Genomic DNA, 26,129 nt, shown 5'->3' on the forward strand with positions numbered 1-26,129 from the left:
TGCTGGAGAACACCTCGATGACCGATATTGATGCGCGCCTGCGCGAAGACGTCCACCTCCTGGGGGAGTTGCTGGGCAACACCATCCGCGATCAGTACGGGGAGGGGTTTCTCGACAAGATCGAGCAGATTCGCAAGGCGGCCAAGGCCGATCGCCGCAGTTCCACCGGAGCCGAGCTGAGCGCCAGCCTCGATCCGCTGGCCGAGGATGAACTGCTGCCGGTGGCCCGGGCCTTCAACCAGTTCCTCAACCTGGCCAACATCGCCGAGCAGTATCAGTTGATCCACCGACGCGACGAGGCACAGCCGGCGCCGTTCGAGGCCCGGGTCCTGCCGCAGTTGCTGGAGCGCCTGCGGGCCGAGGGGCATTCGGCCGATGCCCTGGCCCGACAGTTGGGGCGCCTGGAAATCGAACTGGTACTGACCGCGCATCCCACGGAAGTGGCGCGCCGCACCTTGATCCAGAAATACGATGCCATCGCCGGGCAACTGGCCGCCCAGGACCACCGCGACCTGACCAGCGCCGAGCGCGCGCAGATCCAGGAGCGCTTGCAGCGCCTGATCGCCGAGGCCTGGCACACCGAGGAAATCCGCCGTACTCGCCCGACCCCGGTGGACGAGGCCAAGTGGGGGTTCGCGGTGATCGAGCATTCGCTGTGGCAGGCTATTCCCAACTACCTGCGCAAGGCCGACAAGGCTTTGTTCGACGCCACCGGGCTGCGCCTGCCGCTGGAGTCGGCGCCGATCCGCTTCGCCTCATGGATGGGCGGTGACCGCGATGGCAACCCCAATGTCACGGCTGCAGTGACCCGTGAAGTACTGTTGCTGGCGCGCTGGATGGCCGCCGACCTGTACCTGCGGGACGTCGATCACCTGGCCGCCGAGCTGTCCATGCAGCAGGCCAGCGCCGCTTTGCTGGCCAAGGCCGGAGATAGCGCCGAGCCTTATCGGGCCTTGCTCAAGCAACTGCGCGAGCGTTTGCGGGCGACTCGCAACTGGGCCCATGCGGCACTCGGGGCGGCGGTGCCGGCCGGTCCCGAGGTGTTGCAGCACAACCGCGAGCTGCTGGAGCCGCTGCAACTGTGCTATCAGTCGCTGCACGAGTGCGGCATGGGCGTGATCGCCGATGGGCCGCTGCTCGATTGCCTGCGCCGGGCGGTAACCTTCGGCCTGTTCCTGGTACGGCTGGACGTGCGCCAGGATTCTGCCCGGCACACCGCGGCCATGACCGAGATCACCGATTACCTGGGGCTGGGCCGCTATGAGGACTGGAGCGAGGAAGACCGCATCACCTTCCTGATGCGCGAGTTGGGCAGCCGGCGTCCGCTGTTGCCAGGCTACTTCAAGCCTTCGGCGGACACCGCCGAGGTGCTGGCTACTTGTCGCGAGATCGCCGTGGCCCCGGCAGCGTCGCTTGGGTCCTATGTGATCTCCATGGCTGGCGCCGCCTCCGACGTGCTGGCGGTACAGCTTTTGCTCAAGGAGTCCGGGGTATTGCGGCCGATGCGCGTGGTGCCGCTGTTCGAAACCCTGGCGGACCTGGACAACGCCGGCCCGGCGATGGAGAAGCTGCTGCACCTGCCGGGCTATCGCGCACGCTTGCAGGGCCCGCAGGAAGTGATGATCGGTTACTCCGACTCGGCCAAGGACGCCGGCACCACGGCTGCGGCCTGGGCCCAGTACCGGGCCCAGGAGCGGCTGGTGGATATCTGCCGTGAGCAGCAGGTGGAACTGCTGTTGTTCCACGGCCGTGGCGGCACCGTGGGGCGTGGCGGCGGTCCGGCTCACGCGGCGATCCTGTCGCAGCCGCCGGGGTCGGTGGCGGGGCGTTTCCGTACTACCGAGCAGGGCGAGATGATTCGCTTCAAGTTCGGCCTGCCGGATATCGCCGAGCAGAACCTCAATCTCTACCTGGCGGCGGTCCTGGAGGCCACTCTGCTGCCGCCGCCACCGCCCGAGCCGGCCTGGCGCCACCTGATGGACGAGTTGGCCAGCGACGGGGTCCAGGCTTATCGGGCGGTGGTGAGGGACAACCCGCAGTTCGTCGAGTATTTCCGCCAGTCCACCCCGGAGCAGGAACTGGGGCGCCTGCCCCTGGGTAGCCGGCCAGCCAAGCGCCGGGCCGGGGGCATCGAAAGCCTGCGGGCGATCCCGTGGATCTTCGGCTGGACCCAGACCCGCCTGATGCTGCCGGCCTGGCTGGGCTGGGAGGCGGCGCTGAGCAAGGCGCTGGCCCGGGGCGAGGGCGAGCTGCTGGGGCAGATGCGTGAGCAATGGCCGTTCTTCCGCACCCGTATCGACATGCTGGAGATGGTCCTGGCCAAGGCCGATGCCGAGATCGCCCGGTCTTATGACGAGCGCCTGGTGGAGCCGGAGCTGCTGCCACTGGGTGCGCACTTACGCGACCTATTGTCGCAGGCCTGCGCGGTGGTCCTGGGGCTGACCGGGCAGTCGCAACTGCTGGCCCACAGTCCCGAGACCCTGGAGTTCATTCGCTTGCGCAACACCTATCTCGACCCGCTGCACTTGTTGCAGGCCGAACTGCTGGCTCGTTCGCGCAAGCAGGAGGCGCCCCAAGGAAGCCCCGTGGAACAGGCGTTGCTGGTCTCCGTGGCGGGTATCGCCGCTGGCCTGCGCAATACGGGTTGAGGTCGGCGGGGAGCGTCGGACGGAATTGGCGCAGCCCTGATTGAGACAAATCCTGAGTGTCGCTCAGATCTATCTGGCGACACTTTGTTACGGGGTTGCGACTTGTCATACCTCGCCAACAGGGCACGAAAAGGCCGGGTTCCTCCGACTTTCGACTGCTTGTGTGCGCTGTGTCGGCTGTGTATCTTGATCAGCCTTTGGCCGTTTGGGCGGCTTTAACCTGATTTTTGAGATTGGCCCGACGAGGCGAATCCGAGCGTTTCTAAATAAAAAATTGAGGAGCACATCGATGCGCGTAATTCTGCTGGGAGCTCCCGGGGCCGGTAAAGGTACTCAGGCAAAGTTCATCACCGAGAAGTTCGGCATTCCACAGATCTCCACCGGCGACATGCTGCGTGCTGCGGTCAAGGCGGGTACCGAGCTGGGCCTGAAGGCCAAGAGCGTGATGGACAGCGGCGGCCTGGTTTCCGATGACCTGATCATCAACCTGGTCAAGGAACGCATCAGCCAGCCTGATTGCGCCAACGGCTTCCTGTTCGATGGCTTCCCGCGCACCATTCCCCAGGCCGAGGCGCTGGTGAAGGCTGGCGTCGAACTGGACCATGTGGTGGAAATCGCCGTCGACGATGAAGAGATCGTCCAGCGCATCGCCGGTCGTCGCGTGCACGAGGCTTCGGGTCGTGTGTACCACACCGTCTACAACCCGCCGAAGATCGCCGGCAAGGACGACATCACCGGTGAAGACCTGGTGCAGCGCAAGGACGACACCGAGGAAACCGTGCGCCATCGCCTGTCGGTCTACCACTCCCAGACCAAGCCGCTGGTTGAGTTCTACCAGCAGTTGGCCGCGTCCCAGGGCAAGCCGAAGTACAGCCATATCCCTGGCGTGGGCTCGGTGGAAGTGATCACCGCCAAGGTGCTCGAAGCCCTGAGCTGAATAACCTGATCGTTTGATCGCACAACGGCCCGCTTGCGGGCTGTTGCTGTTTATAATGCGCCACTTTTTTCAATGCTATGGAACCCCCGATGAGCACCTTGCTGGCCCTGGACACCGCGACTGAAGCCTGCTCCGTTGCTTTGCTGCATGACGGCAAGGTCACGAGCCATTACGAGGTGATCCCGCGCCTGCATGCGCAGAAGCTGTTGCCGATGATCAAGGAGCTGCTGGCCAACGCCGGGACTACCTTGCAGGCGGTGGACGCCATTGCCTTCGGTCGTGGCCCGGGAGCCTTCACTGGGGTGCGGATCGCGATCGGCGTGGTGCAGGGCCTGGCCTTTGCCCTGGACCGCCCGGTGCTGCCGGTGTCCAACCTGGCGGTCCTGGCTCAGCGGGCCCTGCGCGAGCACGGCGCGACCCAGGTCGCGGCGGCCATCGATGCGCGGATGGATGAAGTCTATTGGGGCTGCTACCGGGAAGTCGCCGGCGAGATGCGCCTGGTGGGTAATGAGGCGGTCCTGCCTCCCGAGGTTGCCGCGTTGCCCGAGGGCAGCACCGGCGACTGGTTCGGCGCCGGCACCGGATGGGGTTACGGCGAGCGCATTGCGCTCAACCTCAGCGGCCAGGACGCGGGCATGCTGCCCCATGCCGAAGACCTGCTGGCGCTTGCGCGGTTCGCCTGGGAGCGCGGCGAATCGATCCGTGCCGACGATGCCCAGCCGGTCTACCTGCGGGACAAGGTAGCCACGCCCAAGGCTCGTTGAATAATCCCGTGCCGATTGGCGGATGGAATGGGTAACCTCCACGACTGACGCCAATCGTCCGGTTTTTGACGCGAATCCTGCCCGGATTCAAACCTTTTGGCTTTTCTGTGTTCTAGTTATCACTCGGGCATTTGCTAAGTCGAAGCGGTGCCTCTAAATTGCCATCATCGACCCCGGGCTTTTCAGTATGCGTATAGACGGCATCTCCTCGCACTCCTACCCCATCAAGCGCAAGCCTCGCAAAGGCCGGGCGCAGGTAGACGAGTCCCTGGACGATATCGAGGCCGTCGATGTCCAACCCGAGCCCGCAACCCAGGGCCGTTCCCAGTCAGCCTCCCGTACCAGCAATCTTCCCGCCCGTCCCCAGGACATGATCTTCCAGCGCGCAATGAAAAGAAGCGTGGCCAATGCCCTGGCCAGCTACCTGACCACCGCTGGTTTCGTCGATTGGGATATGGAAGTGGTGGGGCTCGACCTGCACATCTGATGCTGCCCTATTTTCTCGGCTGTCCTTCCTGGAGCGAAAACGCCTGGCGCGAGTACCTGTACCCGGAGGATGCGCGACCCAACGATTTCCTCGGCCTGTACTGCCAGGTGTTCAACGCCGTCGAGGGCAATACCACCTTCTATGCCCGGCCCGCGCCAGCCACGGTGGAGCGTTGGGCACAGATCATGCCCGGGCATTTTCGCTTCACCGCCAAGTTCCCGGGCGATATCAGCCATGGCGGCGACCTGCGCGAACAACTGCCGGCTGCCGAGAGTTTCATCCAGTTGCTCAGCCCCCTGGGTGAGCGGGTGTCGCCGTTGTGGCTGCAGTTGCCGGCCACCTTCGCGCCACAGCGCCTGGGCGAACTGATGGAATTCATCGATGGCCTGCAGCGACCGCTGGCGGTAGAGGTCCGGCATCCGGAGTTCTTCGCCAAGGGCGATGCCGAGCGGATGCTCAACCGCTTGCTGCGCGAACGCGGTGTGGAGCGTATCTGCCTCGACCCACGAGCCCTGTTCAGCTGCACTTCGACGGCGCCAGCGGTGCTGCATGCGCAGTCGAAGAAACCCAAGGTGCCGCCGCGCCCTGCGGCATTCACCCAGTTTCCCCAGGTGCGTTTCATCGGCCATCCCGAGCTTGCGGCCAACGATCCGTTCCTGGTGCCCTGGCTCGACAAGGTCGCCGGCTGGATCGAAGAGGGGCGTACGCCCTATGTTTTCCTGCACACCTCCGACAACCGCATGGCCGCTGAACTGGCCCGGCGTTTTCATGCGTGCCTGATGCAACGTTTGCCTGGTTTGCCCGCCTTGCCTGAGTTATACAGGGAGCCCGCCGCGGAGCAGCTTGGTTTGCTCTGAGGTGCTTTTGCAGCCTTCGAGGAGCGAGTAATGGACCACGCGCAAACCCTTCGTGCCAATGCCTTCAGGGCCCTGCATGAACGTGCCGGGGCTTTTGTCATTCCCAATCCCTGGGATGCCGGCTCCGCCAGGATGCTGGCCGGCCTGGGCTTCGAGGCCCTGGCCACCACCAGTGCCGGCTATGCGTTTTCCCTCGCGCGCCCGGATGCCGAAGGCGCCTTGAGCCTGGCCGATACCCTGGCCAATGTGCGCGGCATCGTCGGCGCCAGCGAGCTGCCGGTAGCCGTGGACCTGGAGAACGGTTTTGCCGACAGCCCAGGGGAGTGCGCCCAGGCCCTCTTGCAAGCGGCTGCCTGCGGTGCGGTGGGTGGCTCGATCGAGGACGCCAGCGGTCGTGCCGAAGAGCCCATCTATGATTTCCAGCTGGCGGTGGAGCGCATCGAGGCTTGCGTCGCGGCGGTGCGTAGCCTGCCGTTCTCCTTCACGCTGACTGCCCGGGCGGAGAACCAGCTGCACGGCTGCAATGACCTGGCGGACACCATCCGCCGCTTGCAGGCCTATGCCGAGGCCGGCGCCGACGTGCTCTACGCCCCGGCGCTGCGCAGTGCGCAGGAGATCAGCCAAGTGGTGCGGGCGGTGGCGCCCAAACCGGTGAACGTGCTGATGTCCGGCGGCCTGGACCTGAGCGTGGCGCAACTGGCGGCGCTGGGTGTCAAGCGCATCAGTGTCGGTTCGGCCCTGGCCCGGGCGGCCTATGGCGCGTTCTACCAGGCGGCGCAGGAGATCCGTGACCAGGGTCGCTTCGATTTCGCCGAGCGGGCGATTCCCTTCGGGCAGATCAATCAATTGTTCAAGCAGTCGTAAAAAGGAATTGGCGTGAGGGCAAGGAAGGTTGTGGGCGCCCTGGTGTTACTGGGCGCCCTGTTGTTGATTGGTGTGCGGTCGGGCTGGCTGCCGCTGGCCGATGCCTGGAATCCCTGGGCGCCGCTGGATGTGCGGGCCAAGCCCAATCTGTTGACCCGCTTCAAGCTGTCACGACTGCAGGATGACCCGCAGCTGTGCGACCAGGCCCTCGCGACCTCGGGCTTGCGCACCAGTCGCCAACCCGACAGCCGTGCCGATGTGGACTGTCCCTTGAGCAATACCGTGCGAGTGCAGGGCGGCGATATCGCCCTGAGCAGCAGCTTCCTCGCCAGTTGCCCGCTGGCCGTGGCCTTTGCCCTGTACCAGCGCCATGGCTTGCAGCCGGCGGCGCAGCAGGTGTTTGGCCAGCGGGTGGCGCGCGTCGATCACCTGGGCAGTTTTGCCTGTCGCAATATGTATCACCGCAAGATTGGCTGGCGCAGCGAGCATGCCAGCGCCAACGCCCTGGATATCGCCGGCTTTCGCCTGAGTGACGGACGCAATATCAGCGTGCTCAAGGATTGGCCGAAGGACAGTGCCGAGGGACGGTTTCTGCGCCTGGCCCGGAATGGTGCCTGCGACGCTTTCAACGTGGTGCTGGGGCCGGACTTCAACAGCGCCCATCGCAACCATTTCCACCTGGACCTGGGGCCGCTCTGGCGTTGTCGCTGAGGGACAGGGTCAGGCGGCGATGCGCAGGTTCTGCAGGATCAGCGGACGGGCCCAGCCCATGTCGAAGTCCATCTGCCGTTGCTGCTCGATAAGCTCTTGTGGCGGGAACGGCTCGGCCGGCTTGTCCAGCAGGTCCATCTCGAATTCGGCGATCGGCAGGTGCAGTGGGCGCGGGTCCGGGGCCGGACCGGGCGCTGGCAGGGGCTGGCCGGCATTGAGCACGATCGGGCGTACCCAGCCGTTCTCGAAATCTTGCTGGCGTTGCTGGGCGATGATTTCTTCCGGCGGGAAGGGCGGGGCTGGCTTGTCCAGCAGTTCCATCTCGAACTCGGCGATGGGCAGGAACAGTGGCTCGGGCGGACGGACTTCGGTGTCCTGGACCTCGCAACCGCGCTGGTTGACGATCTGCGCCAGTATCTCGCTGCCACCGGCAGGTTCCACCGGGCCATCGACGGCCACCTTGGGCATGGTTTCAACGCCGGCGCCATCACCTCTTTGCTCGGCCAGGGCCTGGGCAAAGAAGTCCTGCCACAGGTGGCTGACGCCACTGAGTGCCTGGGAGTTGCGCAGGCCATAGTCGCCATGGGGCGAGATATAACCTATCGATGTGCGTTGAATGTCTGACATTGCTCTCGGTCGACGCTGAGCTCTGGCAAAATGGCCGATAGTCCTGTTATCGGCAGTTTTTGCCGATCATTAATTTTTTGAGTGTGTTTTCAGATGAGTGAGCAACCTGCGGCCTGCCGCATCAACGTCGAGGCCCTGGATGCCGGGTTCGAGTCCGAGGCCCGGCAGTGGGCCGAGCGCCTGGGCTTGCCGTTGCAGATCGAGGACGCCGAGTTCGCCCTGCAGGTGGGCGAGCAGGGGTTGCAACTGCAGCAACTGGGGCCTGACGCCCCGGGGCCGGTACGGGTGGATTTCGTCGAAGGCGGCGCGGCCCATCGGCGCTTGTACGGCGGGGGCAGCGGCCAGATGATCGCCAAGGCCGTGGGCGTGGCCCAGGGCGTGCGGCCACGGGTGCTGGATGCCACGGCGGGCCTGGGCAAGGATGGCTTCGTGCTGGCGACCCTGGGTTGCCAGATGAGCCTGATCGAGCGCCAGCCGCTGATCGGCGCCCTGCTGGAGGATGGCCTGGCCCGTGCGGCGCAGGATGCCGAGGTGGCGCCCATCGTTGCGCGGATGCAACTGCTCAAGGGCAACTCCATCGAGCTGATGCGCAACTGGCAAGGCGAACCGCCCCAGGTGATCTACCTCGACCCGATGTTCCCCCACCGGGAGAAAAGCGCCCTGGTAAAGAAGGAAATGCGCCTGTTCCGGCCTCTGGTGGGCGACGACAACGACGCTCCGGCATTGTTGGAAGCGGCCCTGGCCCTGGCCAGCCACCGGGTGGTGGTCAAGCGTCCGCGCAAGGCGCCGTGCATCGACGGACCCAAGCCCAGCCATGGCCTGGAAGGCAAATCCAGCCGCTACGACATCTACCCCAAGAAGGCGCTCAAGGCCTGAACCCTGGCCGGCGCGCTCAGTCCGGCTCCGGACGATAGGCGCGCATGAACAGCCCCACCACTTCCCGCACGTGCTCCTCTGCGGCGGCCCCGGCCAGGGGCTTGCCGCAGCCGTAGAGCAAGCGGAAATTCGCCCCGCCCTTGAGCATGCAGAAGAAGTGTTCGGCGGCGTTGCGCGGCTTGTCGATACTCAGGGTGCCCTGCTGGTGGATCTTGCCCAGGAGCCGTTCCATGCCCTGCAGGACACGTTCGGGACCGGCTTCGAAGAACACCTGCGAGAGCTTGGGGTCCTGGCTGCCCAGGGTCATGATCAGGCGATGCAGGTTGATCGATTCGTCGCTGTTGACCAGATGATGAAACCCCCGGCCGATGGCTAGCAGCAGGCTTTCCACCGAGGTGCCGGGCGTCAGCTCGTAGATCAGCGTAGGCAGTTGTTCCTCGCACTTGGCCACCACGGCGGCGGAGAACAGCGTCTCCTTGTCGTTGAAGTGGCTGTACACCGTGAGCTTGGAAACCCCGGCTTCGGCGGCGACCGCATCCATGCTGGTATTGGCGTAGCCATTGCTCAAGAACAGGCTCTTGGCTGCGTCGAGAATGGCTTGGCGTTTTGCCAGATCCTTGGGCCTGCCTGGCCCAACGTGTGCGGCGTGATTGTCGGACATTTTTTCGTTGTTAATACTGGACTGGTGAGTTTGCTATTAATAACATACTGGCCAGTATAATTATTCCAAGCCCCATTAGCGAAAGGTCGCCGCCATGTTCCGCTATGCCCTGCCAGTCAGCCTGGCTTTTTTTCTGTCTGCTTGTGGGCACGAAGAGCCCGTCCAGATCGGCGTCCGGCCGGCCATGGTGGTACAGCCAGAGCCTTCGGCACGGGCTTCGGACAGCTACCCCGGCGAAGTACGGGCCCGCTACGAACCGGACCTGGCGTTCCGCATCGGCGGCAAGGTCAGCCGACGGCTGGTAGAGGAGGGCGAGCGAGTCAAGGCCGACCAGCCGCTGGCCGAGCTCGACCCCCAGGACGTGCGTCTGCAACTGGAGGCCACCCGGGCCCAGGTCACCGCCGCCAGCGCCAACCTCAACCTGGTGCGTGCCGAGCGCGATCGCTACAAGGCCCTGCTGGACCGGCAGATGGTCAGCCATTCGCAATACGACAACGCCGAGAACCTCTATCGTTCCGGCGAAGCGCGGCTGAAGCAGATCAAGGCTGAGTTCGATGTCGCCAATAACCAGGCCGGCTACGCCGTGCTGCGAGCGCCCCAGAATGGCGTGGTGGCCAAGCGGGCAGTGGAAGTGGGGCAGGTCGTGGCCGCCGGGCAGACGGTCTTTACCCTGGCTACCGATGGCGAGCGGGAGGTACTGATCAGCGTCCCGGAACAGAATTTCGGTCGCTTCAAGGTCGGCCAGCCGGTATCGGTGGAGCTCTGGACCCAGCCGGGCCAGCGCTTTGCCGGACATATCCGTGAGCTGTCGCCAGCCGCCGATCCACGTTCGCGGACCTTCGCCGCGCGCATTGCATTCAACGCTGGCAAGGTCCCGGCGGAACTGGGCCAGAGTGCCCGGGTGTTCGTCCAGAACGGCGAGCAAGTGGCGCTGTCGGTACCGCTGTCGGCCTTGACCGCCGAAGGCGGGGCCACCTACGTCTGGCGGATCGACGCCAATAACACCCTGCACAAGACCCCGGTACGGGTTGGTGCCTTCAATGAAAAGACCGTGCCGGTGCTCGAAGGCCTGAGCCCATCCGACTGGGTGGTGGCGGCAGGCGTGCATGTGCTCCATGAGGGCTTGCAAGTGCGCCCGGTGGATCGCTCCAACCGTGTGGTCAACCTGGCGGCCAAGGAGTAATCCCCGATGGGTTTCAACCTTTCCGCCTGGGCGTTGCGTAATCGCCAGATCGTCCTGTTCCTGATGTTGTTGCTGGCCATTGTCGGGGCGCTGTCCTACACCAAGCTGGGTCAGAGCGAAGATCCACCCTTCACGTTCAAGGCCATGGTGATCCGCACCAACTGGCCGGGAGCCACGGCCCAGGAAGTGTCGCGCCAGGTCACCGAGCGCATCGAGAAGAAGCTGATGGAGACCGGCGAGTACGACCGTATCGTGTCCTTCTCGCGGCCCGGTGAGTCCCAGGTGACCTTCATCGCCCGGGACTCGATGCACTCCAACCAGATTCCCGAGCTCTGGTACCAGGTTCGCAAGAAGATCAGCGATATCCGCCACACCCTGCCGCCTGGCATCCAGGGGCCGTTCTTCAACGACGAGTTCGGCACCACCTTCGGCAACATCTATGCGCTGACCGGGCAGGGTTTCGACTACGCGGTGCTCAAGGATTACGCCGACCGCATCCAGATCCAGTTGCAACGGGTCAAGGACGTGGGCAAGGTCGAGCTGCTGGGCCTGCAGGACGAAAAGATCTGGATCGAACTGTCCAACGTCAAGCTGGCGACCCTGGGCCTGCCTCTGGCGGCAGTGCAACAGGCCCTGGAGGAGCAGAACGCGGTATCCACCGCAGGGTTCTTCGAGACTTCCAGCGAGCGGGTGCAATTGCGCGTGTCCGGTAATTTCCAGACTGTGGAGCAGATCCGCAGCTTCCCGATCCGCGTCGCCGGGCGCACCTTCCGCATCGGCGATGTCGCCGATGTGCGCCGCGGTTTCAACGATCCGCCCGCGCCACGCATGCGCTTCATGGGCGAGGATGCCATCGGCCTGGCCGTGGCCATGAAGGAAGGCGGTGACATCCTGGTGCTGGGCAAGGCCCTGGAGGGCGAGTTCGCGCGGCTGCAGAAAACCCTGCCGGCGGGCATGGAGCTGCGCAAGGTCTCCGACCAGCCGGCGGCGGTGAAGACCGGGGTCGGCGAGTTCGTCCGGGTACTGGCCGAGGCGCTGATCATCGTACTGCTGGTGAGCTTCTTTTCCCTGGGTATCCGCACCGGGATGGTGGTGGCCCTGGCCATTCCCCTGGTGCTGGCGATGACCTTCGCCACCATGTATTACCTGGGCATCGGCTTGCACAAGATTTCCCTCGGCGCCCTGGTCCTGGCCCTCGGCCTGCTGGTGGACGACGCGATCATCGCGGTGGAGATGATGGCGATCAAGATGGAACAGGGGTTCGACCGGATCAAGGCCGCGAGCTATGCCTGGACCAGCACCGCGTTCCCGATGCTGACCGGCACCCTGATCACGGCGGCCGGCTTCCTGCCGATCGCCACGGCCCAGTCGGGCACGGGTGAGTACACCCGGTCGATCTTCCAGGTAGTGACCATCGCCCTGGTGACCTCCTGGATCGCCGCAGTGGTGTTCGTGCCGTACCTGGGCGAGAAGTTGCTGCCGGACCTGGCCAAGCTCCATGCCGCCAAGCACGGCGCCGAGTCCAATCCCCACGGTACGCCGTTCTACCAGCGGGTACGCCGGGTGGTGGGCTGGTGCGTGGAGCGGCGCAAGACGGTGATCGTCCTGACCATCCTGGCGTTCGTCGGCTCGGTGCTGTTGTTCCGCTTCGTCCCGCAGCAGTTCTTCCCGGCTTCGGGCCGCCTGGAACTGATGGTCGACCTGAAACTGGCCGAAGGCGCCTCCCTGAGCAACACCGCCGAGGAGGTCAAGCGCCTGGAAGCGATGCTCAAGGATCACCCGGGCATCGACAACTACGTGGCCTATGTCGGCACCGGTTCACCGCGTTTCTACCTGCCCCTGGACCAGCAGCTGCCGGCCACCAGCTTTGCCCAGTTCGTGGTCCTGGCCAAAAGCATCGAGGACCGCGAGAGCCTGCGCAGCTGGTTGCTCGATACCCTCAACCAGCAGTTCCCGGCCTTGCGTTCGCGGGTCACGCGCCTGGAGAACGGCCCGCCGGTAGGTTATCCGGTGCAGTTCCGGGTCACTGGCGAGCACATCGAGGAGGTGCGTGCCCTGGCCCGCAAGGTGGCGACCAAGGTGCGTGAAAACCCCCATGTGGCCAACGTCCACCTGGACTGGGAAGAGCCGAGCAAGGTGGTCTACCTGAACATCGACCAGGACCGTGCCAGGGCCCTGGGCGTGAGCACCGCCAACCTGTCGAAGTTCCTCCAGAGCTCGTTGATCGGTTCCACCGTCAGCCAGTATCGCGAGGACAACGAACTGATCGAGATCCTCCTGCGTGGCACCCGCGAGGAACGCACCGAGCTATCGCTGTTGCCGAGTCTTGCGGTACCCACCGACAACGGCCAGAGCGTGTCGCTGTCCCAGGTGGCGACCGTGGAGTACGGCTTCGAGGAAGGGGTGATCTGGCATCGCAATCGCCTGCCTACGGTGACCGTGCGGGGCGATATCTATGGCAAGGAGCAGCCGGCGACCCTGGTCCAGCAGATTCTCCCGACCCTGGAACCGGTGCGTGCCGAGTTGCCCGATGGCTACCTGCTGGAAGTCGGTGGCACCGTCGAGGACTCGGCCCGTGGCCAGAACTCGGTGAAGGCCGGCGTGCCGCTGTTCATCGTGGTGGTGCTGACCTTGCTGATGGTCCAGCTGCGCAGCTTCTCGCGCACGGCCATGGTGTTCCTCACCGCGCCCCTGGGGCTGATCGGCGTGACCCTGTTCCTCCTGGTGTTCCGTCAGCCCTTCGGCTTCGTGGCGATGCTGGGGACCATCGCCCTGTCGGGGATGATCATGCGCAACTCGGTGATTCTGGTGGACCAGATCGAGCAGGACATCAGGGCCGGGCAGAAACCCTGGGATGCGATCATCGAGGCCACGGTGCGGCGCTTCCGGCCTATCGTGCTGACCGCCCTGGCGGCGGTGCTGGCGATGATCCCGCTGTCGCGCAGCGTGTTCTTCGGGCCGATGGCGGTGGCGATCATGGGCGGGCTGATTGTCGCTACGGTGCTGACCCTCTTGTTCCTGCCGGCACTGTATGCGGCATGGTTCAGGGTCAAGAAGGACTGAGGCGATTGCGCGAAGCAGGAGCCGGACGACCGGCTCCTGTGGGTGAGGGCAGGGCTTACAGGGTGCCGAAGACTTTCTTGGCCAGGCTGGTGGCCGCGGCGCCCGGGTTCTGGCGAATGGTTTCTTCCTGCTTGCCGATCATCTCGAACAGGCCGTTGAGCGCCTGCTCGGTCACGTAACCCTCGATATTGGCGCTCTTGGCATCCAGCACGCCGAGGGTCGCAGCCTGTCCGGCGAAGGAGTTGTACTGCTTGGCCAGGCCGACCTGGTCGGTGGCCTGCTTGACGATCGGCAGGAACTTGGCGCGGATCTGTTCACGGCTGCTCTTGTCCAGGTACTGGGTGGCCGAATCCTTGCCGCCGGCCAGGATGCCCTTGGCATCGGCCACGGTCATCTTCTTCACTGCATCCACCAGCAGCGCCTGGGCCTGCGGGACTGCCGCCTCGGCGGCCTTGTTCATGCTGGTTTCCAGCTGTTCGACCTGCTCGCCCATGCCGAACTGTTTCATCTTCTTGGCGACCTTGCCCAGGTTGCCTGGCAGCTCGATGCGTACGTCCGGGTTGTTGCTGAAGCCGCCGGGGGTGCCCAGCTGCTTGACGGCGATTTGCGCACCCTGGGTCAGGGTATCCTTGAGACCGCCGCTGGCATCACCCTGGGACAGGTCGCTCAGGGACAGGGCCAGGGCGCTGGCGGAGATCATCAGGCCAGCGCACAGGCTGGTGAAACGAAGCGAGGTACAGAGCATGGCGGCTTCCTTGTGCAGTGGGGATTAACGGACAGCGTCGACACGGAGCTTGAACGGCCGCGGATCGCTGCCGTCGAGTTTGACCCCGTTGTGTTCGGTGGTGATGAAGATCAGCCGGCCATCGACTTCGATGCGCGCGCTGAGCGAATAGGTATGGCCAGGCTTGACCTGGGCCGGATCGTAGTCGAGATGGAAGGGCAGTGGCACCTGGCCCTTGACGGGTCCGCGCTGCTCGGCCAGGACCACCGCCGGCGCATCGGCCAGGGATACGTCCTGCAGGCTCACGCTCAAGGTGGCGGTCGCTGGCAGGGCGATGCGTTGCAGATAGAAGACTTCACCTTCGAGGCTGGCCTTGGCCGCAGGCGCGGTGGATTGGCAAGCCCCGAGCAGCGCGGCGGCGGCCAGCAGGATGAACTTCTTCATGGCGGATCTCCGTATCTGGGGGCGCCGCACGAGCCGCGGCGCCCATGAGAATCTACTCGCTTTGCGCCGCAGTCGCGACTTGCTCGGCGGCGTCTTCGCTGCGATGCAGGGCGACCTGGCGGATCGACAGGCGAATCTCCGCCGGGAGCACGCGCTTGGCGGCGCCCTCGGCCAGTTCCCCGAGCAACTCGTGGTAGCTCAACTTGCCGGCGTCGTCGCGCCGCAGCACGCCCTGGTCCAGCAAGGTCTGGATGAAATGGCGGAACAGGCTCTTGTCGAAGAACTCCGGGGCATTGAGACCATGCAGGATCGACAGGCGCTGGGCCATGACCGTGCAGAGGTCTTCCAGCTCTTCGGCGCTGATGCTGTTCTGGCCGCTGTTGAGCAACAGCGAAATGGCCATGTAGAAGCGCTGCAGGGTCTGGGCGATGCTCTTGGACAGCAGGGTCAGCAGGACGAAGTGCCGCGAGCTGGGCGCCGGGCGCTGGTACATCTCTTTCTCGAAGCGCAGCAGGCCTTGTTCGACGAAGGCTTGCAGCCACTGGTCCACCACGGCATCCAGTTCCTCCAGGGGCCAGCGGATGAACAGCTCGGCCTGCAGGTACGGATACAGGGCCCGGGTGTAGCGCAGGATCTGCTCGCGGCTCATGCGCGAGGAGCTCTGGAAGAAGCTCGCCAGCAGTGCCGGCAAGGCGAAGATGTGCAGCACGTTGTTGCGGTAGTAGGTCATCAGGACGGCGTTCTGCTCGTCCAGGTAGAGGATCTTGCCCAGGGCGTCGCTCTGCTCGGCCAGCAGGTCCATGTCCTTGACGTGCTGGATCAGCGCCTGGCCATCGCCTTCCGGCAAGGTGGTGTGGGGCGAATAGGGCACGCTGCGCAGCAGGGCCAGGTACAGGTCCAGTACCCGGGCCATGGCGCGGTCGTCCAGGGCCAGGCGGCTGGTGGAGAGCAGGGCCAGGGCCACCAGGTTCACCGGGTTGATCGCCGCGGCTTCATTGAGGTGCTGGGCCACCCGCTCGCCCAGGCGATTGGTGGTTTCGTTGAGCCAGGCCGGGCGGTACTGCGGGCCCAGTTCCTGGGTGCGCCAGTCCGGTTGTTCCTGGTCGAGGAATTCCGCCAGCTTGATGGGCTCGCCGAAGTTCACCGCCACCTGGCCGAAACGCTGCTTGAGGGCGCCGATGACCTTGAAGATGTCGAAGATCGACTCCTTCTTCTTGCTCGCGCCACGCAGTTCGCCCAGGTAGGTGCGGCCTTCCAGCACCCGCTCGTAGCCGATGTACACCGGTACGAAGACGATGGGCATGCGCGAGGAGCGCAGGAAACTGCGCAAGGTGATGGCCAGCATGCCGGTCTTGGGTTGCAGCATGCGCCCGGTGCGCGAGCGCCCGCCCTCGACGAAGTACTCCACGGGGAAGCCCTTGGTGAACAGGGTGTGCAGGTACTCGTTGAACACCGAGGTGTAGAGCGGGTTGCCCTTGAAGGTGCGGCGCATGAAGAAGGCCCCGCCGCGTCGCAGCAGGCCGCCGATCAGCGGCATGTTGAGGTTGATCCCGGCGGCGATATGGGGTGGGGTCAGGCCGTTGCGGAACAGCAGGTAGGACAGCAGCAGGTAGTCGATATGGCTGCGATGGCAGGGCACGTAGATGACTTCGTGGCCCTGGGCGATCTTCTGCACGCCCTCGAGATGGTTGACCTTGATCCCGTCGTAGATCTTGTTCCAGAACCAGCTCAGCACTACTTCCAGGAAGCGGATCGCGGTGTAGGTGTAGTCCGAGGCGATCTCGTTGCCATAGCGCAGGGCCTGGGCCTTGGCCTTTTCCGGGGAGATCTTCTCGCGTTCGGCTTCATCCAGGATCGCCTGCTTGACCAGGGGCTGGTTGAGCAGGCCCTTGACCAGGTTGCGCCGGTGGGAGATGTCCGGGCCGATGACGGCGGCCTTGAGGTTGCGAAAGTGCACCCGCAGGATGCGCTGGGCCATGCGCACGGTGCGTTCATGGCCCTTGTTGTGCTCGATCAGCTCGCGCAGGTGGATCGGCGCCGAGAACTGCACCCGGGTCTTGCGTCCCAGGATCATGATGCTCAACAGGCGACGCAGGCGCCCGGTGACCGCCCAGCTGTCGGCGAACAGCAGTTTCCAGGGGCTGGACTCGCTGTCCGGGGACTGGCCCCAGAACACGCTGACCGGGATGATCTGCGCATCTTCGGTGGCGTTCTGGGTCAGGGCGCTGACCAGGCGGGTCAAGGTCGGCGGTGCGCCGCGCTTGTCCTGGCGGCCGAGCCAGTCCGGCTCCGGGGTCAGGTAGAAGAACGCCGCAGGCTCCAGCATGTTGCCCACCGACACCGGCAGTACCGGGCGTGGCAGGCCGGCCTTGGTGCACTCGGTGTCCACCACCGCCAGGTCGCTCAAGGATGGGTTTTGCAGGACGTAGAACACCGGTCGGCTGCGGTCCAGGTCAAGAGTGAAGGACGACTGGTTGATGGTTTCCGAGCGCACCCAGAGATACAGCAGGCGGCGCAAGGTGCCAAACACGAGACGGCGGATCGGGGAGCGGGTCATACGGTTTCTACGTGAGTGAATAAAAAACCAAGCGCAAGCCTGGGGGGAGGAGCTGTGGTCGCTGGGACAGGTCGCGACGGCAGCTCGCTTGTTGCGGAAAAAGGCGCGAGAAGTGCGGTTTGCTCGCTCCAGCCCGGTAGTCGGCAACGTCGTCCGGCAACGCGGCTCTTTACCTGGCAGTAGTGGGCGCTAGTGTGCCGGATTCGTCGAAAATCGGCAAAAACGCCACTAAACAAGATTGAGTTGAGAGTTTTTCCACCTGTCATATACTCGGCCAACTCTCCCGCAGTCGTATCGCTTCCACTCATAGAGAAGCAGGCCCAGGGAAAGTTCTCCAGGTTTGGCGGCAGAGCGCCGAGCCAATAATAAAAAATTGAGGGATGGATTCATGACTACTCGTGAGACCGGCAGCGTGAAGTGGTTCAACGACGCCAAGGGCTACGGCTTTATCCAACGTGAAGGTGGGGCGGACGTGTTCGTTCACTACCGGGCAATCCGTGGCGAAGGCCACCGTTCCCTGACCGAAGGCCAGCAGGTGGAGTACGCCGTGGTCGAAGGCCAGAAAGGCCTGCAGGCCGAGGACGTCGTCGGCTTGTAAGGGCTCTGCCCGATAGGCGCGAGTCTTGCCCGCGATAACGTGCTACCAGGCACAACGCTATCGCGAGCAAGCCTCTCTCCTACTGCAATTGGAATCAGGCGCACGAAATCAGGCGGTGCGCCAGGTAATCTCTTCTTCACCGTCGGTGCTGATGCGAATCCAGCGATCGGCGGACTCCTCACCTTCCTCCTCGACCCAGCTACCCGGTGCGCAGCGCACCTCGACGTTGAGCGCGGCGAACGCGGCGCGGGCGCAGGCGATGTCGTCGTCCCAGGGCGTCTGGTCGCTTTCCAGATACAGGCTGTTCCATTTGCCAACGGCCTTGGGCAGCCAGGTCACCGGTACTTGGCCGGCGGTGCATTTGTAGGTCTGGCCCTTCTGTACCCATTGGCTGCAAGGACCCAGCACGGCGCCGAGCCAGGCGGCGATGACCTTGTGGTCGACGTCGGCGTCTTTCAGGTAAATCTCGATATCGGGCTGGCGCATGGATGTCCTCATTGCCGGTCTGAAAAATCCATTCGCGGATTTATCCGACCCCAGGCCCATGCCCGGGGTCGTGGTTGAAGTGGGGTCACTGCAGTACGAAATAATCGTAGCGCATCGATACGCTGACCTCGAACGGCTGCTCTTGCTCGATCACCGCGGCCCGGCGCTCGGCGCTGGCACGCCAGCCATGGGGCGTCATGGCCAGCAGGTTGGCGCGATCTTGCGGGCGATCCAGGCGCAGCTTGAATTCCAGGACCTCGTTATGGTCCAGGGCCATGCCCTGTGGCACCAGGGCCAGGTGCTTGTCGTCGGTGTATTCCCGGACCTCGTCGTACAGGCGTTCACGCAGCTCCATCAGGTGGCCGCTGGTAGGCCCGACCTTCATCAGGCCGCCGCCAGGGCTCAAGAGGCGCTTGGCTTCCTGCCAGTCCAGAGGACTGAAGACACTGGCCAGGAACTGGCAACTACCCTCGGCCAGGGGAACACGCGCCATGCTGGCGACCATCCAGGTCAACTGCGGGGCCCGGCGGCAGGCGCGCTTGACCGCTTCCCGGGAAATATCCAGGGCGTAGCCATCGGCGTCGGGCAGGGCCTGGGCCAGCTGCGCGGTGTAGTAACCCTCGCCGCAGCCGATATCGACCCAGCGCTGTGGTGCCCGCTCGGCGGCCAGCTCGGCCAGGCGCGCGGCCACCGGGGCGTAGTGCCCGGCGTTGAGGAAGTCGCGGCGGGCCTCGACCATGGCTTGGTTGTCGCCCGGGTCGCGGCTGTTCTTGTGTTGCACCGGCAGCAGGTTCAGGTAGCCCTGGCGGGCACGGTCGAAGCGATGCCCGGCCGGGCACACCACGCCGTTGTCCTGGGTGTTCAGCGGGGCGCTGCAAAGAGGACAGGCGAGCATCAGGCGAGCAACCGGACCAGAGTTTGGTAGTAGATCTCGGTCAGCACGTCGAGGTCGCTGGCCAGGATCCGCTCGTTGACCTGGTGGATGGTGGCGTTGACCGGCCCCAACTCCACGACCTGGGTGCCCAGGGTGGCGATGAAGCGACCATCGGATGTACCGCCGCTGGTGGAGGCCTTGGTCTGGCGACCGGTGACCTGCTTGATGCTGGCCGATACCGCGTCCAGCAGGGCGCCTGGCTCGGTGAGGAACGGCAGGCCGGACAGCGCCCACTCCACATGCCAGTCCAGTTCGTGCTTGTCGAGGATCGCCGCGACCCGCTGCTGCAGGCCTTCGACGGTGGACTCGGTGGAGAAGCGGAAGTTGAACAGGGCCACCAGTTCACCGGGGATCACGTTGGTGGCGCCGGTACCGGAGTTGAGGTTGGAGATCTGGAAGCTGGTGGGCGGGAAGAAGGCGTTGCCGTCGTCCCAGTGCTCGGCCGCCAATTCCGCCAGGGCCGCAGCGGCCAGGTGGATCGGGTTCTTGGCCAGGTGCGGATAGGCCACGTGGCCCTGGACCCCACGGACCGTGAGCTTGGCGCCCAGGGAGCCGCGACGGCCGTTCTTGACCACATCGCCCACCAGGCTGGTACTCGACGGCTCGCCGACGATGCACCAGTCCAGGCGCTCCTTGCGTGCCGCCAGGCGTTCGACCACGGCCTTGGTGCCATGGTGCGCCGGACCTTCTTCATCGCTGGTGATCAGGAACGCCACCGAACCCTTGTGGTCCGGGTAATCGCCGACGAAGCGCTCGGCGGCCACCAGCATCGCCGCCAGGCTGCCTTTCATGTCCGCCGCGCCACGGCCGCAGAGCATGCCGTGTTCGTCGATCAGGGCCTCGAACGGATCGTTCTGCCAGGCCTGGACCGGGCCGGTGGGCACCACGTCGGTATGGCCGGCGAAGCACAGCACCGGGCCCTCATGCTTGCCATGGGTGGCCCAGAAGTTGTCCACGTCCTCGATGCGCATCGGTTCCAGCTGGAAACCGGCATCGCCCAGGCGCTGCATCATCAGCTTCTGGCAGTCGGCATCGACCGGGGTCACCGAGGGGCGACGGATCAGGTCACAGGCAAGTTGCAGGGTCGGCGAAAGCTCGGCATGGGCCGTCATGGGAAACTCCGGAGACGTTATAGGTAGGAGCGAGGCTGGCCCGCGATGGTCGCGACGCGGTTTGCCCAAAGCACCGCAAAGGTTTCATCGCAGGTAAGCCTGGCTCCTACTGTAATGGGGGGCAAGGCGCGCAAAATGGCGGATATCTTAAAGCAAAACGGCAGCCTCAGGCCGCCGTTTAGTGCTTTGCGTCGATTCAGCCCGCAGGGATCGGTTCAGGCTCCGGCGCCGGCTTGGGCAGCGACGACAGGAAGGCCATGACCAGTGCCGCCACGTAGGGCAGCGACTGCACCAGGAGCATGGTCACCCAGAAGCGCATGTCGTTGCTCGGCAGGCCCTGGACCAGGAAGATCCCCAGCGCCGCGCCCCACAGCAGCAGCATGATGAACAGCTCTTCCCGAGCCTCGGAGATCGCCACCCAGAAACCATGGCTGTTGGCGTTCTTCGGCGTGCGGAAGAACGGAATGCTGCTGGTGAAGAAACCGTACAGCACCGCCTTGGCGATGGTATGGGACAGGGCCAGGCCGGCCAGGGCCGCGCAGAAGGCGTCCTTGAGGTTCACGCCCACCGCGCGGCGGTAGAGGAAGATGATCTTGCCGACCTTGAACACGAACAGCGCCAGGGGCGGAATGGCGAAGATCAGCAGCGGCGGGTCCACCTGCTTGGGCACGATGATCATCGCCGCCGACCACAACAGTGCGCCGATGGTGAAGAAAATGTTCATGCCGTCGGCCACCCACGGTAGCCAGCCCGCCAGGAAGTGGTAGCGCTGGCCGCGGGTCAGCTCGGTGTCCTTGCCGCGCAGCAGGCTGGCGGTATGGCGCTTGATGATCTGGATCGCGCCGTAGGCCCAGCGGAAACGCTGCTTCTTGAAGTCGATGAAGGTATCGGGCATCAGGCCCTTGCCGTAGCTTTCGTGGTGGTAGGCGGCCGACAGGCCCTTCTCGAACACCCGCAGGCCCAGCTCGGCGTCCTCGCAGATGCACCAGTCGGCCCAGCCCAGCTCTTCGAGCACCGAGCGCCGGGTCATGGTCATGGTGCCGTGCTGGATGATGGCGTCGCGGTCGTTGCGGGTGACCATGCCGATATGGAAGAAGCCCTTGTACTCCGCGTAGCAGAGCTTCTTGAAGGTGCTTTCGTCCTGGTCGCGGTAATCCTGGGGCGACTGCACGATGGCGATCTTCGGGTCGGCGAAGTGCGGCACCATGTGCTTGAGCCAGTTGCGCTCCACGCAGTAGTCGGAGTCGATGACCGCGATCACCTCGGCGTCCTTGGCGGTGTGCGGGATCAGGTAGTTCAGCGCGCCGCCCTTGAAGCCGGCCAGCGGCGAGACATGGAAGAAGCGAAAGCGCGGCCCCAGGGTCTGGCAATAGGCCTGGACCGGCTCCCAGACGGCCGGGTCCTTGGTGTTGTTGTCGATGATCAGGACTTCGTAGTCCGGGTAATCGAGGTTGGCCAGGGCATCGAGGGTCTGCTTCACCATCTCCGGTGGTTCGTTGTAGCAGGGCACGTGGATCGAGACTTTCGGCCGGTAGCCGGAATCGCCTTCCACCGGCAGGAACTCGCGCCGGCGCTTGCGCACCCACACCGCCTCGGCCAGTTCGTGAGCTTCGGTGAGCAGGACGATGAACACCCCCAGGGCGCCCAGGGCCAGGAGGAAGCCCACGGTCAGGCTGAACCAGGTGCTGTACTGCTGGCTGTAGTCATAGCCGATCCACACCAGCACCGAACCGCAGAGGAAGGCGATGAAGGTCAGGAACGTCCGTCCACGCTGGCGCAGGGCCGAGCCGTCGATCAGCAGGATCGCCAGGGACAGCATCGCCAGGACCACCGAGCCGATGGCCAGTACCCGCCATTGCGGGATCGCCACCACCGGGCCTTCGAAGTTGAATTTCTGCTGGCGCGCAGCGTTGAACACACCCCAGTAGGCGCCCACCGAGCCTTCGTCGCTGGCCTTCCACGGTTGGTCGAAGGCTTCGATGACGAAGTAGTTGTAGCCCTGGCGGTTGAGCTGGTTGACCAGGGTCCGCAGGTAGATCGCCTGGTCCGCCGGGCTGGCGTCGGCGCCACCGCGCATCCGGCCATTGCTCGGCCAGCCCACTTCGGACAGCAGCAGCGGTTTTTTCGGGAACATCTTCTTCAGGTCGCGAGCCCGGTCGAGGACGAACTGTTCGGCCTTGTCCACCGGGATGAATTCCCAGTAGGGCAGGATGTGCGCGGCGATCAGGTCGACGTGCTGGGCCAGTTCCGGATGTTCTTCCCAGACGTGCCACTGCTCGGAAGTGGTGACCGGCACCTTCACTGCGGCACGTACCCGGTCCAGGACCACGGACAGCTGGTCGGCGCTGATTTCCTTGCGGAAGATCGCCTCGTTACCCACCACCACCCGGACCACGCTGCGGGAGGTATTGGCCAGTTCGATGGCGCGCATGATCTCGCGCTCGTTGCGCTCCAGGTCCGGGCTGATCCAGATCCCCAAGGTCACGCGCAGGCCGAATTCTTCTGCCAGCCGGGGAATGTCCTGCAGGCTGCCATCCACCGAATAGGTACGAATGTTGTCGGTCAGCTTGCTCATGATTTCCAGGTCGCGACGCATTTCATCGTCGGACGGGTACTGGTCCTTTTGCGGGAACTGACCCAGCTGGAAGGGCGAGTAGGAAAAACCGGAGATCTGTTCCGGCCAGTCGGGGGCCGAGACCGGGCGATTGATCAGCGCCCAGAAACCGGTGAACAGTGCGGCGATGGCCAGTACTACCACCAGGTTGAGTCCAAATTTACGCGATGACATGGCTATTTCGGGTTCCAAGAAGTGTGGAACGAGGGAAGGGGCGGCAGGCGCCAAAACGGCGCGCATCCTACACTGGCCCTCAACTGAGCGTACAGCGCACAGGGGACGGCGGGACCTTGGGCACCGTAATTGGGTTTAAGTTCTTTACTTGTAGCTGGCGGCTTAAAACTTGTCGCGGCGAAGCCCTATAATGCGCGCCGGTTTTTTAGGTGATGGTCATGAGTACAGAAGATCCACGGTTTGCCGGCGTCGCCCGCTTGTATGGCATCGAGGGCCTGGAACGGCTGCGGGCGGCCCACGTGGCGATCGTCGGTATCGGCGGGGTCGGTTCCTGGGCGGCGGAAGCCATCGCCCGTTGCGGAGTGGGGGAAATCTCGCTGTTCGACCTCGACGATGTCTGCGTCAGCAACAGCAACCGCCAACTGCATGCCCTGGACAGCACCGTGGGTCGGCCCAAGGTCGAGGTCATGGCCGAGCGCCTGCGGGGCATCAATCCGCACTGCGCGGTGCACCCGGTCACGGACTTCGTCACCCGCGACACCATGGCCGAGTACATCACTCCCGAAATCGACTGCGTGATCGACTGCATCGACAGTGTGAATGCCAAGGCGGCCCTGATCGCCTGGTGCAAGCGCCGCAAGATCCAGATCATCACCACCGGCGGGGCTGGCGGGCAGATCGATCCGACCCAGATCCAGGTCTGCGACCTGAACCGCACCTTCAATGACCCGCTGGCATCCAAGGTGCGTTCGACCTTGCGCCGCGACTACGGGTTCTCGCGCACCATGAACCGGCACTACAGCGTGCCCTGCGTGTTTTCCACCGAGCAACTGCGCTATCCCAAGCCCGACGGCGGTATCTGCCTGCAGAAGAGCTTCGTCGGTGATGGGGTCAAGCTCGATTGTGCCGGCGGTTTCGGTGCGGTGATGATGGTGACCGCGACGTTCGGCATGGTCGCGGCGACCAAGGCGGTGGACAAGCTGGTAGCCGGCGTGCGCCGTCCGTCCGAGCGCAACAAGGCGGTGTAGCCTTGCGGCCTAGGCATTCACGGACTGGCCCGTGTAGCCGCAACCGCAGGCTGCGTACGGCCGCTGGGTCTTGAATCCGCTGAAGGTCCTTCGGCCCTTGTCGCAGCCTCGCAGGCTTGGCAGCGGTTACACGCTGGCCAGTTCGCCCATCCGTTGCAACACGGCATTCAGGCCGTTGGCGCGTGATGGCGAGAGCTGGCGCGACAACCCCAACTGGTTGAACCAGTCCGCGAGGTTCACCTCGCGCAACTCTTGCGCGGACAATCCGTTGACCCGCGCCAGCAGCAGCGCCACCAGGCCACGGATCAGCCGCGCATCGGTGGCCGCGGCGAATTGCCAGCGGCCTTGATCCAGGCTTGCCACCAGCCACACCTGGCTCTCACAACCGTGCACCCGATTGGCCTCGACCCTGGCGCTGTCGTCCAGGGCCGGCAGGCGCTCGCCCCATTGCATCAACAGGCGCGCCCGCTGCTCCCAGCCTGCGGCTTCCTGGAACACTTGCAGCGCTGTGCTGGCGTCTTCCGGCAGGCTCATCGCAGCAGCTCCAGAGCCTGGTCCAGGGCCTCGAAGAAGCGCTCCAGGTCCTCGGAGTCGTTGTACAGCGCCAGGGACACGCGGATCGCTCCGTGCAGGCCGAGGCTCTTGAGCAAGGGCATGGCGCAGTGATGGCCGGCCCGCACGGCGATGCCCTGTTCGGTCAACAGGTGTGCCAGATCGGCGCTGTGTACGCCGTCGACCACGAAGCTGACCAGCGCCAGCTGCGGCGTGCCCAGCAGGCGGATGCCGTTGCGCGCCTGTAGCCCGTGCAGCAGGTAGGCATGCAGTTTTGCTTCATGTTCGGCCACGGCTTGCTGGTCCAGGCCAGCGAGGTAGTCCAGGGTGGCGCCAAGGCCGATGACCCCGGCGATCGCTGGCGTTCCTGCCTCGAAACCCAGGGGGGCAGGGCGGAACCTGGCGTGCTGGTAATCGGCGTCCTGGACCATCTCGCCACCGAATTGCCAATGGCGCACTCCCTTGAGCGCCCCATGGCGGCCGAAGAGCACGCCGACGCCTTCCGGGCCGTACAGCTTGTGGCTGGAAAACACATAGAAGTCGCAGCCCAGGGCCTGAACGTCATGTCGGCCGTGGACCACCCCCTGGGCGCCGTCGACCACGGTCAGCGCGCCCTGGGCCCTGGCCATGGCCAGCAGCGGGGTCAGGGGTTGCCAGGCGCCGAGCACGTTGGACAGCTGGCTGACTGCCAGCAATCGGGTACGAGGGCCGATCAGGCGGCTCGCGGCGTCGATATCCACCAGCCCGTCGGCATCCAGCGGCAGGACCACCAGGCTCAGCCCGCGGCGCTGGGCCAGTTGCTGCCAAGGCAGCAGGTTGGCGTGATGTTCCAGGGCGCTGACGACGATTTCATCGCCAGCCTCGAATCGATGCTCCAGGCCATAGGCCAGGAGGTTCAGCGCGGAAGTCGCGCCGTGGGTGAAGACGATCTGCCCGCTGTCGCCGACATTCAGCCATTGCCCGACCTTGCTGCGGCTGTCCTCGAAAGCCTGGGTGGCGTGGGCGCCGGGCAGGTGCTGGGCGCGATGCACGTTGGCCGCGCCATTGGCGTAGTAGTGCGCCAGGGCGTCCAACAGGGCCTGGGGCTTCTGGGTGGTGGCGGCGTTGTCCAGGTAGGTCTGGTCCTGGCGTTGCAGGGCGGCGATGGCCGGGAAATCGGCGCGCCAGGGGGAGGGTAAAAGCATGATGGCGAAACTCGTTCGAACAGGCCGGGCGCTGATGATAAGCG

Annotated in this window: 23 protein-coding genes; 12 read left to right on the top strand and 11 right to left on the bottom strand. The window is 64.7% G+C overall.

The features are described 5' to 3' along the window. Positions 1 to 17 precede the first annotated feature (17 nt). The 7 genes from ppc (at position 18) to C4K40_RS05805 (ending at position 7,268) form a co-directional block, all read left to right on the top strand. The gene (gene ppc, locus C4K40_RS05775) at positions 18 to 2,648 is read left to right on the top strand and encodes a phosphoenolpyruvate carboxylase (RefSeq protein ID WP_031320971.1); all 2,631 of its coding nucleotides are present in this window, start codon (positions 18 to 20) and stop codon (positions 2,646 to 2,648) included. Positions 2,649 to 2,937: 289 nt separating this feature from the next. Continuing rightward, positions 2,938 to 3,585: an adenylate kinase gene (adk, locus tag C4K40_RS05780; protein WP_022642550.1), complete on the top strand. Its 648-nt coding sequence runs from the start codon at positions 2,938 to 2,940 to the stop codon at positions 3,583 to 3,585. An 89-nt stretch (positions 3,586 to 3,674) separates the two neighbouring features. Beyond that, entirely contained in the window at positions 3,675 to 4,349 is a 675-nt protein-coding gene (tsaB, locus tag C4K40_RS05785; protein ID WP_022642551.1) for a tRNA (adenosine(37)-N6)-threonylcarbamoyltransferase complex dimerization subunit type 1 TsaB, read from the top strand. Positions 4,350 to 4,536: 187 nt separating this feature from the next. Beyond that, positions 4,537 to 4,836, top strand: a complete 300-nt coding sequence (locus C4K40_RS05790) for a hypothetical protein (protein ID WP_053134421.1) — start codon at positions 4,537 to 4,539, stop codon at positions 4,834 to 4,836. Beyond that, the gene (locus C4K40_RS05795; RefSeq protein WP_164485045.1) at positions 4,833 to 5,693 is read left to right on the top strand and encodes a DUF72 domain-containing protein; all 861 of its coding nucleotides are present in this window, start codon (positions 4,833 to 4,835) and stop codon (positions 5,691 to 5,693) included. The genes C4K40_RS05790 and C4K40_RS05795 overlap by 4 nt, the downstream gene beginning before the upstream one ends. 30 nt (positions 5,694 to 5,723) lie before the next feature. After that, positions 5,724 to 6,557: an oxaloacetate decarboxylase gene (locus C4K40_RS05800; RefSeq protein ID WP_053134427.1), complete on the top strand. Its 834-nt coding sequence runs from the start codon at positions 5,724 to 5,726 to the stop codon at positions 6,555 to 6,557. A gap of 12 nt (positions 6,558 to 6,569) precedes the next feature. Continuing rightward, entirely contained in the window at positions 6,570 to 7,268 is a 699-nt protein-coding gene (locus C4K40_RS05805) for an extensin family protein (protein WP_053134430.1), read from the top strand. A gap of 9 nt (positions 7,269 to 7,277) precedes the next feature. On the opposite strand, the gene C4K40_RS05810 is transcribed toward C4K40_RS05805, so the two are convergent. Next, complete coding sequence (locus C4K40_RS05810) at positions 7,278 to 7,895, bottom strand: hypothetical protein (RefSeq protein ID WP_022642555.1); 618 nt, start codon at positions 7,893 to 7,895, stop codon at positions 7,278 to 7,280. Positions 7,896 to 7,988: 93 nt separating this feature from the next. Between C4K40_RS05810 and C4K40_RS05815 the strand changes: the two genes are divergently transcribed. Continuing rightward, on the top strand, positions 7,989 to 8,771 hold the full coding sequence (locus C4K40_RS05815) for a class I SAM-dependent methyltransferase (RefSeq protein ID WP_022642556.1): 783 nt from the start codon (positions 7,989 to 7,991) through the stop codon (positions 8,769 to 8,771). A gap of 16 nt (positions 8,772 to 8,787) precedes the next feature. Here the strand turns inward: C4K40_RS05815 and C4K40_RS05820 are convergent, their stop codons facing one another. Continuing rightward, on the bottom strand, positions 8,788 to 9,432 hold the full coding sequence (locus C4K40_RS05820; RefSeq protein WP_031320976.1) for a TetR/AcrR family transcriptional regulator: 645 nt from the start codon (positions 9,430 to 9,432) through the stop codon (positions 8,788 to 8,790). 94 nt (positions 9,433 to 9,526) lie between these two features. Between C4K40_RS05820 and C4K40_RS05825 the strand changes: the two genes are divergently transcribed. Together C4K40_RS05825 and C4K40_RS05830 are read left to right on the top strand one after the other, a co-directional pair. Then, a complete protein-coding gene (locus C4K40_RS05825; RefSeq protein WP_053134433.1) occupies positions 9,527 to 10,615 on the top strand; it encodes an efflux RND transporter periplasmic adaptor subunit in 1,089 nt (362 codons plus the stop codon). A 6-nt stretch (positions 10,616 to 10,621) separates the two neighbouring features. Beyond that, the gene (locus C4K40_RS05830; RefSeq protein WP_022642560.1) at positions 10,622 to 13,678 is read left to right on the top strand and encodes an efflux RND transporter permease subunit; all 3,057 of its coding nucleotides are present in this window, start codon (positions 10,622 to 10,624) and stop codon (positions 13,676 to 13,678) included. A gap of 55 nt (positions 13,679 to 13,733) precedes the next feature. On the opposite strand, the gene C4K40_RS05835 is transcribed toward C4K40_RS05830, so the two are convergent. From C4K40_RS05835 to plsB, 3 genes are read right to left on the bottom strand one after another with little or no spacing between them, the layout of a single operon-like run. Continuing rightward, on the bottom strand, positions 13,734 to 14,423 hold the full coding sequence (locus tag C4K40_RS05835) for a DUF4197 domain-containing protein (protein ID WP_053134435.1): 690 nt from the start codon (positions 14,421 to 14,423) through the stop codon (positions 13,734 to 13,736). Positions 14,424 to 14,447: 24 nt separating this feature from the next. Then, the gene (locus C4K40_RS05840) at positions 14,448 to 14,846 is read right to left on the bottom strand and encodes a YbaY family lipoprotein (protein WP_022642561.1); all 399 of its coding nucleotides are present in this window, start codon (positions 14,844 to 14,846) and stop codon (positions 14,448 to 14,450) included. Between the two features lie 52 nt (positions 14,847 to 14,898). Then, a complete protein-coding gene (gene plsB, locus C4K40_RS05845; protein WP_053134438.1) occupies positions 14,899 to 17,403 on the bottom strand; it encodes a glycerol-3-phosphate 1-O-acyltransferase PlsB in 2,505 nt (834 codons plus the stop codon). Positions 17,404 to 17,791: 388 nt separating this feature from the next. Here plsB and C4K40_RS05850 point away from each other — a divergent pair, with 388 nt between their 5' ends. Next, positions 17,792 to 18,001: a cold-shock protein gene (locus C4K40_RS05850; protein ID WP_022642562.1), complete on the top strand. Its 210-nt coding sequence runs from the start codon at positions 17,792 to 17,794 to the stop codon at positions 17,999 to 18,001. Positions 18,002 to 18,109: 108 nt separating this feature from the next. Here the strand turns inward: C4K40_RS05850 and C4K40_RS05855 are convergent, their stop codons facing one another. From C4K40_RS05855 to C4K40_RS05870, 4 genes are all read right to left on the bottom strand, one after another. Then, complete coding sequence (locus C4K40_RS05855; RefSeq protein ID WP_053134441.1) at positions 18,110 to 18,487, bottom strand: hypothetical protein; 378 nt, start codon at positions 18,485 to 18,487, stop codon at positions 18,110 to 18,112. An 85-nt stretch (positions 18,488 to 18,572) separates the two neighbouring features. Continuing rightward, entirely contained in the window at positions 18,573 to 19,382 is an 810-nt protein-coding gene (locus tag C4K40_RS05860) for a putative RNA methyltransferase (RefSeq protein ID WP_053134445.1), read from the bottom strand. Continuing rightward, positions 19,382 to 20,533, bottom strand: coding sequence for a succinyl-diaminopimelate desuccinylase (dapE, locus tag C4K40_RS05865; protein WP_053134448.1), 1,152 nt, complete (start codon positions 20,531 to 20,533; stop codon positions 19,382 to 19,384). Before dapE ends, C4K40_RS05860 begins: the two co-directional genes overlap by 1 nt. A 196-nt stretch (positions 20,534 to 20,729) precedes the next feature. Further along, on the bottom strand, positions 20,730 to 23,321 hold the full coding sequence (locus C4K40_RS05870; protein WP_053134451.1) for a glycosyltransferase: 2,592 nt from the start codon (positions 23,319 to 23,321) through the stop codon (positions 20,730 to 20,732). A 218-nt stretch (positions 23,322 to 23,539) separates the two neighbouring features. Between C4K40_RS05870 and tcdA the strand changes: the two genes are divergently transcribed. After that, positions 23,540 to 24,349, top strand: a complete 810-nt coding sequence (gene tcdA / locus C4K40_RS05875) for a tRNA cyclic N6-threonylcarbamoyladenosine(37) synthase TcdA (RefSeq protein ID WP_371263477.1) — start codon at positions 23,540 to 23,542, stop codon at positions 24,347 to 24,349. Between the two features lie 126 nt (positions 24,350 to 24,475). On the opposite strand, the gene C4K40_RS05880 is transcribed toward tcdA, so the two are convergent. Next, positions 24,476 to 24,883: a SufE family protein gene (locus C4K40_RS05880; RefSeq protein ID WP_022642567.1), complete on the bottom strand. Its 408-nt coding sequence runs from the start codon at positions 24,881 to 24,883 to the stop codon at positions 24,476 to 24,478. After that, the gene (locus tag C4K40_RS05885) at positions 24,880 to 26,085 is read right to left on the bottom strand and encodes an aminotransferase class V-fold PLP-dependent enzyme (protein WP_053134458.1); all 1,206 of its coding nucleotides are present in this window, start codon (positions 26,083 to 26,085) and stop codon (positions 24,880 to 24,882) included. Before C4K40_RS05885 ends, C4K40_RS05880 begins: the two co-directional genes overlap by 4 nt. Positions 26,086 to 26,129: the final 44 nt, after the last annotated feature.

The organism is Pseudomonas sp. CMR5c (assembly GCF_003850545.1).
Classification (GTDB): domain Bacteria; phylum Pseudomonadota; class Gammaproteobacteria; order Pseudomonadales; family Pseudomonadaceae; genus Aquipseudomonas; species Aquipseudomonas piscis.